The sequence below is a fragment of the Membranihabitans marinus genome (assembly GCF_021729155.1).
In the GTDB taxonomy this organism is placed as follows: Bacteria; Bacteroidota; Bacteroidia; order Chitinophagales; family Saprospiraceae; genus Membranihabitans; species Membranihabitans marinus.
In genome coordinates this window covers 356,788-372,211 of record NZ_JAJQYA010000001.1, presented here as the reverse complement: position 1 = coordinate 372,211, position 15,424 = coordinate 356,788, and the positions used below count along the sequence as shown (strand labels likewise).

The window sequence follows — 15,424 nt, the reverse complement described above, 5'->3', positions numbered from 1 at the left end:
TGAAATTCGACGCAACTGTCTAACACTCAATAATATTTCATATATTACTCATATGTCCAATAAATTTTAATCATGAAAAAAAACTCATTTCAACTCTCCCTCTTTTTAACATTTATAACAACAATGATTTCTTGTCAGCAGGAAAACATTTTACATATTTCTGGAAACCCTAACAACGACCTAACTCAAATCCTTAAAGATCAAGAACAAATAAATTACAAAATATATAATAGCCCAATCGAAGCCCTAGATCAGGCAAAAGAAAATGAGGCTTTAATCATCTTGTCGACGGCCTATCCAGACCAAAGAGAAGTCTTGAATCAAGATTTTTATACTAAGCTTAAAAATAGAAACATAAGAGCCTTTATTGAATTTCCCTCCATTATACCAGACCTAACCTTGGATTCAACCGTAAAAGCCGGAAATCAACGCGCCATTATCCGCGATGGAAATTTCATAAAATCAGCAGATAGTCTGCAGATTTTAAGTCTTAACGGCCTACATTTTATTCCTGTAAATGCCGAACGACCTCTTATTGTAGCTGCAAAAGTAGCCGGATTTGATCATGCTATATACGGCTTACCAGAAGAAAATCATCCTCTTTTATTTCAATGGGAAGACCTTCCTGTCTATATATCTACTACCAATTTGAGCCAATTTATATCCGGCAGATATGCTCCTCAGCGAGAATGGGCCAAAATCTGGCACTCAATACTTAGTCATTTATTGCCAAATGCATCAATTTCCCCTCTAGAGTGGACAGCTACTGTCGCACCATCCTTTCGCAAAGAAAAAGTTTTACCCCAAGATGTAGCGCTCAACAGTGTACAACGGGCCATCAACTGGTACAGAGAAGCCCGTATGCTAGTACCGGATAATTATGATGAAAAATTGCAAAAAATATGGGACAACAAAAGTCAACATCTTTCTTGGAATGAAAATATTCCATACGGAGATGGATCAAAAGGAGTATTTGAATGTATTTTTTCCTCCATAGATGAATCCGGTAGTCAACCCATTGGCATTGCCATTCGCGGTGATTGTGTAAGCGAAACTGCTATGGCTTTTGCTTCGGCGGGACAACTACTTGACAATGCCGAATATTTGTCGACATCGAAAAATTTGCTCGATTATTATTTATTCCATTCTTCAGCCATCACCAAAGGATATGCCGATCCTCAACATGGTGCCTATGGCCTCCTTCCATGGGGGATAAGCAACTATGCTTGGTTTAAAGCCAGCTATGGAGACGACAATGCACGGTTTATTTTGGCTGCCATCACCTCTGCCGCACTTACGCAAAACAATGAATGGGACGAATTGCTAATGAAATCTATTCTAGCCTGCCTTCGCACTACTGGGAAGAAGGGATTTAGAGGAAGCCGCATCAATGAAGGAGACTTAGGAATCAATGGTTGGCAATATTATCGCGATCGAGAAATTGAAAACTACTCTCCACATTTTGAAGCCTATCTTTGGGCTTGCTACCTTTGGGCTTATGACAAAACTGGAGATGAGATTTTCCTCCAAACGGCCAAACGAGGTATTCTGACAATGATGGAAAAATATCCCCACGGTTGGACTTGGACCAATGGTTTGGCGCAAGAACGAGCAAGAATCATCCTCCCTTTGGCATGGTTGGTCAGAGTAGAAAATACCGATGAAAACAAAAAAATGTTGCTCCGTGTAGTCAATGACTTCCTCAAACTGCAAGACTCTTGTGGTGCAATTCGAGAAGAATTAGGCGAATTAAAAATGGGTAAGTATCCACCCCCACAATCCAATGACGACTATGGAACCAATGAAGCTTCCCTTATAGCGAGAAATGGAGACCCTGTCAGTGACCTATTATACACTACAAATTTTGCCTTCCTCGGTCTCCATGAAGCAGCCTATACCACCAATGATTCAAATATTATAGATGCTACGGATCGATTGGCAGATTTTCTATGTCGTGCCCAAGTTAGATCTCCCCATCATCCCGAACTCGATGGAGGTTGGATGAGAGCCTTTGATTTTGAAAGATTCGAACATTGGGGCTCAAACGCTGACCACGGTTGGGGAGCCTGGGCTATAGAAACGGGATGGACCCAGGGTTGGATTACCAGCATCATGGCCTTGCGCGAATTAAAAACATCCATTTGGGATCTCACTCAAAATTCGGATATTGCCCAGCATTATCCCGACTTGAAAAAACAAATGTTAAACGATTAATCTAAACCTTTATTCAATATGTCGACAACAGAACAATCCCTTACCGACCTTAAGATTTTATATAAAAATCAATTATTCGATAACGTCTTACCATTCTGGTTAGAGCACTCCATAGATCGCGCACATGGTGGATATTTTACCTGCCTAGATACAGATGGTGAAGTGTTCGATACCGACAAATTTATCTGGCTGCAGTGTCGCCAAGTATGGACTTTTGCTAAGCTATACAATGACTACGAAGCTCGTGAAGAATGGTTGTCTACTGCCCTACACGGCGCTCAGTTTTTAATTCAAAATGGCAGAGACCCAAAAGGCAATTGGTACTTTTCCCTCAATCGTCAAGGCCAGCCCTTAACCCAACCCTACAATATATTCTCTGACTGTTTCGCCGCTATGGCCTTTAGTCAACTCTACTCGGCCACTGGAGATCAAGAATACAGCGACATAGCACAACAAACCTTCAACAACATACTTATACGCCAGAATAATCCCAAAGGCATTTATTCGAAAATCTACCCCAATACACGGAATTTAAAGAGCTTTGCCCTGCCCATGATTTTAAGCAATCTCGTATTAGAAATGGAATCCGTATTGGATCCTGACTTGGTGGAAAAAACTTTAGACCATGCTGTCCACGAAGTAATGGAGGTATTTTATAAACCCAAATTTCAAACCATTATTGAAAATGTAACCGATACTGGAGATTTTTCAGATAGTTTTGAAGGGCGGCTATTTAATCCAGGCCATGTATTAGAAGCCATGTGGTTTATGATGGACATCGGTCAAAGAAGGAAAAACTCCAATTTAATACAACAAACCGTTTCCATTAGTTTGAAAACCCTAGAATTGGGTTGGGATAATAAGTACGGAGGTTTGTATTATTTTCTAGACATCTTAGGCAGACCTCCACAACAATTAGAATGGGACCAAAAACTGTGGTGGGTTCACTTGGAAGCTATGGTGGCTAGTTTAAAAGGATATCAATTATCCGGCCATCCCGAAATGCGGAATCATTTTCTAAAACTACACAACTATTCTCAAAACCATTTCCCGGATCCTCAACATGGAGAATGGTTTGGCTATCTCAATCGTCGCGGAGAAGTATTACTCCCCCTTAAAGGAGGGAAATGGAAGGGGTGTTTTCATGTTCCACGAGGCCTATATCAAATATTTACCCTATTAGAAAAAATAGAAAATGAATAGTCGATCTTCAACTCTACCTAGATATTTATGGCAAATTTGCTTTGTAGCTTCCCTAGGTGGTATTTTATTCGGATTTGACACTGCCGTTATTTCAGGCACCTTTGCCATGGTAGAACAACAATATAACCTAAATCAAATACAGGTAGGCTGGTTTGGAAGTGCGGCCCTAATTGGAGCCATCATTGGAGCCTTTATGGCTGGCGGCCTCAGTGATCGACACGGTAGAAAGCCTATATTGTTGATAGCTGCGGCATTGTTTTTTGTTTCTGCCCTACTTTCAGCCATTCCTCCCAATTTCACCTTTCTCATTGCGGCTCGAATTATCGGAGGACTAGGAGTAGGTATGGCTTCGGTATTATCACCCATGTATATTTCAGAAATTTCCCCACCACATATCAGGGGTCGCCTCGTGGCATTATACCAAATGTCCATTGTATTGGGTATTATGTTGGCTTATTTTTCCAATTACCTTCTCCTTGCCGACGCCCAACCTGGTATAGCCACTAGCCATCATTCCTTTTGGAAAAAAATCATCAATATCGAAATTTGGAGATCAATGTTCTTAGTAGAAACCATCCCAAGTGGTCTATTCTTCCTTCTACTATTGTGGATTCCAGAAAGTCCGCGTTGGCTACTCAACAATGGATTTGTCGAACAAGCGCAAATCCTATTTAAAAAATTAAATACCGAATTGATTGCTCCTATAGAGGATAAAAAACACCAGCAAAACCAGTCTAAATCATCCATACTTCACCCTCAATGGCGCAAAGCCTTGTTAGTTGGCCTTGGCTTATCCATATTCGGACAATTTACTGGGGTCAATATTGTGATTTATTACGGACCTACCATATTGGAAAATGCGGGATTTGAATTGGACAGTGCAGTTCAATTTCAGGTTTTAATCGGCATTATCAATTTGATATTTACGGCCATAGCATTGTGGAAAATCGACAAATGGGGACGCAAACCCCTACTCATTGGAGGGATGACTGCTGTATTTTTATCTCTTTGTGGCATTGGCTGGCTTTTTACAAGTACAGAATCTTCAGGAATCCTCATCGTTGTACTACTCTGCATTTATATTGCCAGTTTGGCCTTGTCCATCAATGCTGTCATCTGGGTACTCTTAGGAGAAATTTATCCCAATCACATTCGAGGTCAGGCTATGTCATTGGCTACCTTCGCCAATTGGGCAAGCAATTTTGGCGCGGCCTTTTTATTTCCATACTACGTATCGCAAGTAGGTATGAGTACTGGCTTCTTTACTTTTGCGGCTTCTTGCCTAGTCGCTATTTTCTTCTTTTACAAGATGATTCCAGAAACCAAGGGCATGAGCCTAGAAGACATTGAAAACTATTGGATACATCAACACAAAAGATAACACGTCGAAGTGATGAAGCTAAAAACCTATTTCAACCTTTTAATACAAAATGAATTTATAATTGACTTCTGCAGTGAAAAAACATTAAAAATAGACTTTAGTCATCAAATCACTAGGGATCAATGATGGTTCACATTATTTACGGTCATTTTAACCGTAAAAATAAAATTCATTTCGTATACTTAAATAACTAGGATAATATTCAAGTGAAACAACTAATACGAATTACATTTTATAATGACGGAAAAGATTCCGAGACAACTGAGCAGGATGCGTAGCATTGAAAGTCGTAAATCGACTTTCAGCGAGGGAGCCGTGAGCTCAGTCTCACGGGAGGGTTGGCCGTTTAACGAGGCTATGACTGAACAAAATTGCTCTTTGAGCAATCAAAGGTCGTAAATCGACCTTTGGCGAGGGAAACGAAACCTCCGTGTTTCGGGTGGGAAAGCCCCCGTGTCGTGGGTGGGTGAGCTTATAAATTATAAATGTATTTCGTATAAAAATTAATCAAATGAAAATAGCCATCATCGGAGGCGGTATTACCGGATTAACAACAGCCATTGCATTGCGTAAACTAGGTATCCCTGCTGAGATATTTGAACAAAGTGAAGAACTCAAAGAAGTAGGTGCTGGCATTATGCTTCAACCCAATGCTATGAAAATCCTAGATAGATTACATTTAGGCAATACCATTAGAGAACATGGCATCATCCTTCATCGAATGGAAATAACCGACCAAGATCTCCATCCTTTAAAAGATTTTGAAAACGGCATAAATAATGATGTAAGCAATCAAATTATTGGAATCCATAGAGGAAGATTGCAACAAATACTTTATAATGCTTTACCTCCAGAAACAGTTCACCTAGGTCATACCTATTCCAGCCATTCCTCCAATAATGGTACAATAGAAATCAAATTTCAAGATTCTACCTATACAGCAGATGTATTGTTAGGCGCCGATGGCATTCATTCCAAAGTGAGACAACAACTCTTCCCTACCGCCTCATTGCGGGATTCTCAACAAGTATGTTGGCGGGGCATTTCACCCATACCACTGCCTCCAGACTTGAGACATGTGGGTAGAGAATCATGGGGCCCTGGCAAGCGATTTGGAATAACCCAGGTAAGCGCTGAAAAAACCTATTGGTTTGCAGTACTCAACTCCTCCGTTGATATTTCATTAGACCCCAACTATGTGAAGAGTGATTTACAAAACCAGTTTAAAGACTTTGCACCAATTGTCAACCAAATTATAGAACACACAGCCTCGACCCAAATAATCAGAGGAGACTTATTTGACCTTAAAAGACTTCCGACATGGCATCTCGGATCCGTTTGCTTACTCGGCGATGCTGCCCATGCGATGACTCCCAATATGGGGCAAGGCGCAGGACAAGGAATAGAAGATAGTTATTGCATGAGCAATGTCTTAAATCAAAATAAAACCCCCAAGCGAGCTTTCGAAAAATTTGAAACCCTACGACGTAAAAAAGTAGATTATATAGTCAATAATTCATGGCGGTTCGGAAAAATGGCCCATAGCACTACAGGGCAATTCTTTTTGAAACTCATCATGAAATTCAGCCCTCATTCTGTGGTTTTAAGTCAAATGAAAAAACTGTATGCCGTGCATGATTTTGAGAATAAATAGTCTCCGACATGGGATCGAAACCCATCTTAATGATGGAAACAATACTTAATCATTTGACTTCTTAACCTAAACCAAAAGTTCAAGATAGTTGTCATCCAATCAATAAAGATAAAGGACAAGAAAACATATGCCCAGTCATTAGGGGAAATAAAGATATTTCTATATCTTAAGCCTCTGGCTGATTTAAGGGCGAGCCTAGGCTGACAATAGCCCTATTCAATGAATTTTATAACAGATTTTAAATGAAAAATTTATTAGTTATCCTTCTCTGTTTATCGCTACAAGCATCTATCGGTCAAGACATCATAGATTGGGATGGAGAATACCAATTGCAGTTTTCTGACTTTCAATCGCCTAAAACTAAAATTGGAGATGTTAATCAAAACACCATTAATTCAGCCATCGGCATCAACTTCGAATTTGAAATGACCAGTGCAGAATTTATTTTCACTAAAAATTTTAATTCAAAAGTCGACTGTACATTTGACCCTAGTGAATCCTACATCGTATCACCAGATGAAGAAAAGGCAGATCAATTGGTCAATTTTTCTCGCTTTTCTTTTGATCTAGCCGAATTATATGCCCGTAAACTAAGAGAAAAATTGTTTGAAAACAAAGGTCTATTTTCGAATACCGACTTTTTTCATCCCATATACGACGAGATGAATAGACAATACAATCAAAGACATGTTTTGGCCAGTAAAGAAACCAATATAGGGGAAGACAAAGTAAAACTTAAGGCATTACACTTAGAAGTAATGGATGAGATTAACGCTTTAAGTGATTTTTGCAAAGAATGTAAACCACCTAAAAAGTCCAAACGAAATTAAATAATTGGACCATTAGACATCCTTATATCAAAGTTATATTATCAATATATAAACTTTTGTACTTTGGGCTTGACATTCCTTTTATATTGCGGACGAATCACTACATTCACGGTATCAAAATATAAATTCGACCATGATAATTTTAGTGCATTTCGTTCGGAAATATTCCCTAATATTAGTCTTATTTTCTTTAATAAGCTGCTCCAAATCAAACAGTGATTCATCTGTCAATGACAACAATGACAATACTACTTCCCTGCGATTGATGACCTATAATATTCATCACGCCAATCCTCCTTCCAAACCAAATGTTATAGATATTGATGCCATTGCCGAGGTTATAAGAGAACAAAATGTAGATCTTGTCGCCCTACAAGAAGTCGATGTACATACCATAAGATCTGGCCAAGATTTACACCAAGCCAAAGCCTTGGCCGACAAACTCGGCATGGAGTATTATTTTGCCAAAGCATTTGACTATAGTGGAGGCTATTATGGCAATGCCGTACTAAGTAAAATGCCGATACTGGATTCATTGCGCATTCCATTGCCTACTATGGAGGGATTAAACGCCGAAGACAGGGTTTATGCAGGAGTTAAAGTAAATTATGCTGGTCATGAAATTTATTTTGGCAGTATTCACTTGGATTACAAATTTAAAGAAAACAATTTAGCTCAAACCAAGATGATGTTGACAGGTCTAGACAAGATCCCGGGCAATCACCTTATTGCCGGTGACTTTAATGTTGAAGAAAACAGTGAAACCATAAGTTTGCTCGATCAATATTTTACTCGAAGTTGTTTGCCCAATTGTCAACCAACCATTCCAGTAGACAATCCAGAAAAGGCCATCGATTTTATATTTTTCAAACCAGACCATCTAGTTAATTCTTATACCAATAAGGTGATTGATGAAAAATACGCATCCGATCATTTACCTGTAGTTGCAGAACTTCAATTAATCAAAAAATAATTGACCATCATCTACTAGGAAAACTCAGCTTATGGATGATTGACATAGAGATATCGAATTCTGCAAACATTGCCAGTACTCGCTTCATTGCGATCACTACTCATCTTAATTCGTATTTTATGTGACCCACTATCCAGATCGGCCGCCAGTGTATAATACCAGGGAAGATGTAAGCTTCCACTCCACTTGGTATATAAATCTTGTGTTAGCCAAGGTCCTCCGTCGATAGAATATTCAATGATTCCTGCATCAGAACCGGCAGCCACCGCTATTCCGATGGCCGGACCTTGAAATTTGAATTTTAACACCCCACTTGGATATTCTCCAACCAACATTGGCACTTCAGTATAATTTTTTCTTACCCCCTTGCCATCACTTGGTGTCCAATGCGGTACTTTTTGCCATCCCTTGCCCCATTTGGCTTCATCAACATCGATCAATCTTCCATTCTGGTAATTGTATTTATCCATAGCCAGAGGCATTTCGTGGCTGATTATCTTATCGTCGTCAGCCACAAAGCCCGACCAAACCGTATTGAAAAAATGCTCAAAAGATCGCGCATAGATATTGTGCCCAAAAGGAGATGGATGTAGATTTTTAAAGTCATCTTCCCATGTAAATTCTCCAGCATCGATTCGATCCGTCACTTCCTTTGCGAGGTTAATACTGGACACTTGATAATGCGCAGCGACCTTCTCATGATTTTGAATAACTGTAGGTACTTTTCCCGCTCGATAGTCATCCATTTTTCCTGGATCTACAAAATGCATTAGGACGATATCTGCACTCGGATTGTTCGATTGGACATGGCGGATGATACCTTCCATGGCTCTCATCTGTTCCTCATCCGTACGACCATTGGTATCGTCATTGACAGCAGCCTCTTCAAACAACAAATCGATTTTGCCTTTGGACAATACATCGCGCTCCAGTCGAAAGGCGCCTGGTGTAGAACCCATAGATGAAATACCAGCAGATATAAATTCAAACTCTGTATCTGGAAATCTACTTTCCAACATTTGAATCACACTATCTCTCCAACCCGTCCCTTGGGTTATTGACCCACCTACAAAAGCAACTCGCCCAACTTTCTCCCTTTCAAATTTGATAAAACTATTTTTCAGTCCCCGTCGAGTATTGTGATATGGCCCAGAAGAAAGACGTGGTTGGTGATTTTTATCTGCGTGCAATATAATCATATCAGCAGCCAAGGCTGAACTTTGAATTTCAAAATGATGGCCTTCTAAACTAGACTTACCTTCCGTACAGGGAATAATGGTAGCGGGACCACCCAATCGAGTATACTTATCAATCAACGGGAAACTATTTTCTTCAACTGGCACCACTTTATCATCCAAACCAATCATATGCAAGATAGGCACTTTAGCAGCTGCCAATCCTTCCAAGTCATCCATCGGTTGATGCAAATATTCCTTAGCTTGTGCATCCGAATCAAAACCATAGGCTTCCTTTAGTTGTGCCCAGTCTTTGATACTTCCTTTACCTGCACCCAAGCCACCAGGCCAGCTGGTAAAATCACAAACGGGAGCTTCAGCATAAATAAAAGTCACCTTCTCAGGATGCCTTTTTGCCCAATTGTATACAAAAAGTCCACCTCTACTGACTCCTTCCAACACCACTTTATCATTGAGATGAAAGCTATTCAAAACATATTCATAAAATGAATCCCAAATTTCCATCGCCTTAGGGCTGCCGTAGAGATTATCGGTATTGATATAGAGTCGATAAAATCCGCGATGAAGCAATATACTATCCATTTCTGTATGCCATTCTGGAAATCTAGCCCGCCATACCCAAGCCTTATCAGCCCGCTCAGACGAAGGGACTATGATATGGGCATCTCTACCTTGAAACTCAAAATCATAGCGATCAAATCCTTGCCAAATGGATTTAGTCCCGGGATACTCCATTAATAATTCAATGCTTGAAGATGTGTTGTTGGTGAAAATAGGAGAACCTATCAGGACCTTGCAAAATACAGAGAGGAGAAAAATAATGATATAATTTTTCATAACTTAAAAATTGGCTAATTGATATTGTACAGTAATTTTTTGATTGGCATTTATCGATATATCCAGAATGCCATTTTTGAATTTAGAATTATTATCTGATATTCCCAATAGATTTATGAGTCGATTATTATTTCCTATTTTTAGATGAAATGTAGTTGGCTGATTAGAAGAGAGCACGACCTCTATCATATCTCTATGTTTAGTGGCTGAAACAACAATACCGCCTTGGGCTCTCAATCCACTAAACCTCACCTTATCCCAAGAGGAAGGTATGGCGGGAAATACTTCGATATAACTGCGATGACTTTGAAGCAACATCTCTTGTACCCCTGCCGCTGAAGCAAAATTACCTTCTAAGGTAAAAGGTCGATAGGTAAAATTTGAAAATTCCCCATTATTTTGATCTCCATTTAAATGAAAACTATTGCTAGAGACAAAGTTATTAGCAAATTTTCGCAATTCCGCAGCTGCTTTATCTCCTTGATAAGTGCGCGCATAAAGATTGGCCATCCATGCAAAAGAATAACCTACCCAATGACTCGAACCGCCGGTTTCCAAATTTCTAATTGAAGCTTCCACAATAGATGAATCGTTGCTTAGGCTATCATTATTTTCAATGTCTATAATAGCGAGAGGATGTATGGCCAGTAAATGTGAAAAATGCCGATGAGAACCCTGATATGGATGACCGGGAGCAATGGTTAATCCTCCTTTATCATCTAAATCCCAATCTGGCAATTCTGTTAATATTTTTCGATATTTGTTTTCCGACATAAGATCCCCAACATTGTGCGCCAGTTCGCTGGCTTTGAGGAAAGTATATTTAACCAGAGCCAAATCGTAGTTGCTATAATTGGAAAACCAAGCTTCTTTACTATTGTTATTGTATTCGGGACTTGAACTCAGTGGAAGCATCCGATATCCGTTCCGCATACTTGTGAGTTCCTCTAGATGCCTAGCCACTTCCTGAAAATAAGGATAGGCCCGTTGCTCCAAAAAAGAGCGGTCGCCACTGAATTTCCATTGCCAGTAAAAATACTGTGCCAACCATGCAGACACGGTCGGCGACATTGAATACTGAATCCATCCTCCCATAGGTTGACCAATCAAAGTAGACACTCCCGGCACATTCAACCCTGTAGTCCCAAAATACCATTGACTATATTCTTTACATTGCTCCTTAATAGACCATAACCAATCGGTAAAAGACTGACTCAGGTCTAGATGATTGCTCACATAACCAGGCCAATAACTGAGCTGAGTATTGAGATCGTGGTGAAAATCCCCTTTCCATGGAGGGAGATTTCCATTATCAGCCGTCCAAACTGCTTGTAGGGTAATGGCTGGCGCACCTGGTCTAGCGACACAAGCCCATTTATACATATCGAGATAATACTGACGTTCGATGATATCATCGGGTATACCTATACTCGATTGACTCCAATAATTGTCCCAATAATCAAGATGATTTTCACGAAAATAATCTATAGATTTTGTAATTCCCTCCTCCACTACTTCTGTTGCAGTAAGATTCTTTGCAAGATCGGGATAATGGCTTGAAATCGACCAAAGACCAGTCAAACTATGGTCTTGATATTGCCAGCTAACAGCCACTATATAATACATTCCTTCAGCTCCTTCTTGTCGATAAATTATAGAATGATCATCCTCCTTTATTTCCCCTTTGGGGTAATGCAATTTTTCAAGTCCATGAAATGACTGCGCATTTCCTGCTATATCATTATTAGATTTCGTATATCCAGGTGGACAAAGGATGGGTTTGGGTTTACTAGGTAATCCCGTGAACGAAAACCAACCCATGGCCTCGGTTGCATGGACAAAAGTTTCCATTTTTACCCCATTGGCCCATTCTACTTTGGCTATTGCAGATTTTATATCCAATTGAGCATGAAGAACATTACCCCATTCTTCGCTATCAAATTCAATAGCAGCGGCTGGAATCTTTGTAGGATAGGGATCTCTATCATAGGGTAGATCACCCCATTGCTGTACCGCCTTATAATTATTGGATTTTACACGATCGACAACCCATGCCCAATTATGATCCTTCAATCCTTTTACTTCACGGAGATCCCAGAGATCAGCTCGGTCTAAAGATAGTCGAATATGTTTATTTTTTTCATAAACCAAAATACCTAGCATTCCATTGCCCAAAGGCAAGGCTTCGTCCCATTGTTTCGGCAAATGATTAAAGGATAAAAAATGGTCTTCCCTAGGCTGACCTCCTAAAAATATGGAAGCCTCTAAAATAAGATAAGATGTAACCAAGAACAATGACAGGCTTTTTGACATTTTCATTTATTTACACCCAATAAATGTATTGAAAATATAGGCAAATGCCATAAGATTAACCAGATATTCCGAGTAAATCTCCCAGTCTATTCTAATTAATACGAATTACATTTTATAATGACGGAAAAGATTTCGAGAGTATTTGAAGTTTGACGAGGTTAAAAACACAGGCATAGCCGTAGCTACGGCGAGTATTTTAAACGAAGTAAAACTTCTAATAAATCGAAAGATTACCGTTAATTATAAATGTAATTCGTATAACTACAAAGGACATCAAAACTAACCATAAAATTTGACGACAAGATAACTCAGTTTCTAATATTGCAATATATCAACCTTCCTGGTATTTTATAACGATTACAGCCTGATCAGGTTCATCTAATAAGGAAAATAACTGTCGCTCATCGTTTACTATATTTATGGTATAGATATACTCGTATTTATCATCTTCATAGTCCATGCCAAGGGCCAATATAGGCAGGGTATTATCATTGGCATTCCAATTTTCAATATGAATGGGAATAGTGATCTGAATCGTCGGTTGAGTGAGCATTGTAGTTTGAAAAAAATTAGCATCATTCGTTTTTTCAATGAAATACTCTTCCAATGTTTGGCTTCCAATCATACGATTTTTTGCCAATTGATATACCATATTGTCATCATCGAATCCGAGTAATTCTTGCTTTAAAAACAATCTAAATTCTTTGTATTCCATAACCAGATCTACATACTCGGCAAATTTTATAACCAATTCATCTTGAGTTTCGTAGATATTATGTTCTGGCTCCTCTATACTCACATCATCATTGCTACAGGAAATTGCAATTAATAAGGATAGCCAACATATTATTGATAGAATTTTTTGACACCTCATAACACATTGATTTAGAATAAATAATATCAATTATTTAAATATAAACTAAATGAATTAGTGAGAGAGATTCCCTGCTATTACACCAAATGCATTCTATATGATCGGTTAATATTTGGTATCAATTACTTTCTAACCTTATACACGCCCATCCATTCGGTTAAATAAACCATGACAAATGCTGCACCAGCCGAAGATAGAACATGAACGACTTTTTCACCACTTTTCGTAGCATCAGTATGACTTGAAGAATAGCTCAAGAAATACATAAATGCCATTAATACAAAAAATGCTAAAATTTGAATTATTCTCTTTTTCATAATTCACCTATTTAAAACATTTTACTTTTTATACCATCCGAATCTAGACAACCGTGAATTGCCTCTAATTATCGAGGATTTTACTTACTTGATTTCACATCAAACACCCTGTTGATCTATTTCCATAAATCCTCGTCCCAAAAGTCTAGTCACAAGTATGGAACTTTTGATTTCGGAAAATCTAATAAAGCTAAATGGGGCTACAACGAAAAAATTTCTTTGAGAGGTTATAACATATATCACAATACATTAAATCAAACAAATATTAATGAATTGATTTAATCTATTAAATTTCAAACAAATACAGGATTCTAAATTAAGGAATTTATCTAAAAAAACAAAATAATTTACACTAAAAAAAATAACAATTCAAATAAATTCAGATCATAAAATTCCTTTTCTAATATTCTAGAAACCTATTCCACTTTTGTATAAAATTTCTCTTCGTGAGCTTCCGCCCATTTAATCAACTGTTGAGCCATTTCTGGATATTGTGCAATGACGTTGGATCGCTCATAGGGGTCGTGAACCATATCAAAAAGAGAGGTATCGATAGTTTCAAACTTATACTTTCCAGGAATTCCATCTTTGCCTCCAAAATCGATGGTTCGATAAGGATGCTCTAGATGCAACTTCCACTTGCCATCCCCAGTTATCACGCCTTGAAATTGTTTACTGTTGGAAAAAGGATAGTAATTATGTGGGTTTTCACCACTTCCATCACCGCTAATCCAGTTCCATATATCTTTACCATCGATTTCATTCTGCGGTAAATCAGCTCCTGTAATTCCGCAGAGGGTTGGCAAAATATCAATAGAGGCAAAAGTATTATAAGAAACGGAGTTGGCATCTATCTTCCCAGGGTATTAATCTGTTGTACAAAATTAAGTTGATCAATTCAGCATCACAGGTGTCCAAAATAAATTCAAGACAAAGAAATGGCTATTCAAAACCAAAAATTTACGCTTTATAAATGGGTCAAAAAAAAACGAACCTATGTTTGTTAAAATAAGGTGTTAATCGGAGGATAATTGACCATATACATCCTAGTATAATCGTCGATTAAAAATTCATTTGGTATAAAATCTTAATTTGAAGGAAAGTCCTGAAAGGACGAAGTCTATTAGCCGTGGATGAACGAGCAAAGTGCGAAGCACCAGAGCCCGTAAATCGGGCTCTGGCGAGAGAAGTCATGCCCACTGTGGCATGACGAGATTCCATAAAGTGTAAACAGAGTTGATTTGGCGATATTTTTGCGATATCATATTTTTATTATGAAACAAATTTGGATTTAATCGTATATATTTTCATATGAAGATATATTGGGCAAAAATCATGACAAATCCGATTAAGGTGTTTTAATGATTACCCTACATAATTCATTCTATCGCTATTATTCTATTCATTAACACTGTTAAGATTAATATTTTTAACACAGCAATATTTTTAATATACCCATTATCTCTATTATTTGCCTACGTCCTTTCAGGACTTATTTTTGGAAGATCTATCCTCCATAGGGTTGCACCCTATGCTATTAGACTAGGCCCCTTCAGGGCTTTTTTTACTTTTTTTGGACGCTTCTGATTCAGCATTATTATTACAATTATTTCCCATTGTAATTCGAAAGCA

The 15,424-nt window shown here is 38.4% G+C and carries 11 protein-coding genes; 6 read left to right on the top strand and 5 right to left on the bottom strand.

The features are described from left to right. Window positions 1-72: 72 nt before the first annotated feature. From LVD51_RS01335 to LVD51_RS01310, 6 genes are all read left to right on the top strand, one after another. The gene (locus LVD51_RS01335) at window positions 73-2,214 is read left to right on the top strand and encodes a hypothetical protein (RefSeq protein ID WP_236969371.1); all 2,142 of its coding nucleotides are present in this window, start codon (window positions 73-75) and stop codon (window positions 2,212-2,214) included. Window positions 2,215-2,232: 18 nt separating this feature from the next. Further along, window positions 2,233-3,417 (top strand): AGE family epimerase/isomerase, encoded by a 1,185-nt coding sequence (locus LVD51_RS01330; protein ID WP_236969370.1) that lies wholly within the window; start codon window positions 2,233-2,235, stop codon window positions 3,415-3,417. Further along, window positions 3,410-4,798 (top strand): sugar porter family MFS transporter, encoded by a 1,389-nt coding sequence (locus LVD51_RS01325; protein WP_236969369.1) that lies wholly within the window; start codon window positions 3,410-3,412, stop codon window positions 4,796-4,798. The genes LVD51_RS01330 and LVD51_RS01325 overlap by 8 nt, the downstream gene beginning before the upstream one ends. Before the next feature lie 511 nt (window positions 4,799-5,309). Beyond that, the gene (locus LVD51_RS01320; protein WP_236969368.1) at window positions 5,310-6,452 is read left to right on the top strand and encodes an FAD-dependent monooxygenase; all 1,143 of its coding nucleotides are present in this window, start codon (window positions 5,310-5,312) and stop codon (window positions 6,450-6,452) included. A 242-nt stretch (window positions 6,453-6,694) separates the two neighbouring features. Further along, window positions 6,695-7,282, top strand: a complete 588-nt coding sequence (locus LVD51_RS01315; RefSeq protein WP_236969367.1) for a hypothetical protein — start codon at window positions 6,695-6,697, stop codon at window positions 7,280-7,282. A gap of 133 nt (window positions 7,283-7,415) precedes the next feature. After that, a complete protein-coding gene (locus LVD51_RS01310) occupies window positions 7,416-8,255 on the top strand; it encodes an endonuclease/exonuclease/phosphatase family protein (RefSeq protein WP_236969366.1) in 840 nt (279 codons plus the stop codon). Between the two features lie 29 nt (window positions 8,256-8,284). On the opposite strand, the gene LVD51_RS01305 is transcribed toward LVD51_RS01310, so the two are convergent. The 5 genes from LVD51_RS01305 to LVD51_RS01285 form a co-directional block, all read right to left on the bottom strand. Further along, the gene (locus LVD51_RS01305) at window positions 8,285-10,288 is read right to left on the bottom strand and encodes an SGNH/GDSL hydrolase family protein (protein WP_236969365.1); all 2,004 of its coding nucleotides are present in this window, start codon (window positions 10,286-10,288) and stop codon (window positions 8,285-8,287) included. A gap of 3 nt (window positions 10,289-10,291) precedes the next feature. Next, window positions 10,292-12,601 carry a glycosyl hydrolase family 95 catalytic domain-containing protein gene (locus LVD51_RS01300; RefSeq protein WP_236969364.1) on the bottom strand — a complete coding sequence of 770 codons (2,310 nt, stop codon included), beginning with the start codon at window positions 12,599-12,601 and terminating at the stop codon, window positions 10,292-10,294. A 331-nt stretch (window positions 12,602-12,932) separates the two neighbouring features. Continuing rightward, window positions 12,933-13,475: a hypothetical protein gene (locus LVD51_RS01295; protein WP_236969363.1), complete on the bottom strand. Its 543-nt coding sequence runs from the start codon at window positions 13,473-13,475 to the stop codon at window positions 12,933-12,935. A gap of 122 nt (window positions 13,476-13,597) precedes the next feature. Continuing rightward, window positions 13,598-13,792, bottom strand: a complete 195-nt coding sequence (locus LVD51_RS01290; RefSeq protein ID WP_236969362.1) for a hypothetical protein — start codon at window positions 13,790-13,792, stop codon at window positions 13,598-13,600. A gap of 416 nt (window positions 13,793-14,208) precedes the next feature. Next, window positions 14,209-14,598, bottom strand: a complete 390-nt coding sequence (locus LVD51_RS01285) for an alkaline phosphatase family protein (protein ID WP_236969361.1) — start codon at window positions 14,596-14,598, stop codon at window positions 14,209-14,211. Window positions 14,599-15,424 lie beyond the last annotated feature (826 nt).

What these genes read in the sequence shown, in the direction of transcription:
- LVD51_RS01335 (WP_236969371.1), top strand. Translation starts at nt 73, where the DNA reads ATGAAAAAAAACTCATTTCAACTCTCCCTCTTTTTAACATTTATAACA.
- LVD51_RS01330 (WP_236969370.1), top strand. Translation starts at nt 2,233, where the DNA reads ATGTCGACAACAGAACAATCCCTTACCGACCTTAAGATTTTATATAAA.
- LVD51_RS01325 (WP_236969369.1), top strand. Translation starts at nt 3,410, where the DNA reads ATGAATAGTCGATCTTCAACTCTACCTAGATATTTATGGCAAATTTGC.
- LVD51_RS01320 (WP_236969368.1), top strand. Translation starts at nt 5,310, where the DNA reads ATGAAAATAGCCATCATCGGAGGCGGTATTACCGGATTAACAACAGCC.
- LVD51_RS01315 (WP_236969367.1), top strand. Translation starts at nt 6,695, where the DNA reads ATGAAAAATTTATTAGTTATCCTTCTCTGTTTATCGCTACAAGCATCT.
- LVD51_RS01310 (WP_236969366.1), top strand. Translation starts at nt 7,416, where the DNA reads ATGATAATTTTAGTGCATTTCGTTCGGAAATATTCCCTAATATTAGTC.
- LVD51_RS01305 (WP_236969365.1), bottom strand. Translation starts at nt 10,288, where the DNA reads ATGAAAAATTATATCATTATTTTTCTCCTCTCTGTATTTTGCAAGGTC.
- LVD51_RS01300 (WP_236969364.1), bottom strand. Translation starts at nt 12,601, where the DNA reads ATGTCAAAAAGCCTGTCATTGTTCTTGGTTACATCTTATCTTATTTTA.
- LVD51_RS01295 (WP_236969363.1), bottom strand. Translation starts at nt 13,475, where the DNA reads ATGAGGTGTCAAAAAATTCTATCAATAATATGTTGGCTATCCTTATTA.
- LVD51_RS01290 (WP_236969362.1), bottom strand. Translation starts at nt 13,792, where the DNA reads ATGAAAAAGAGAATAATTCAAATTTTAGCATTTTTTGTATTAATGGCA.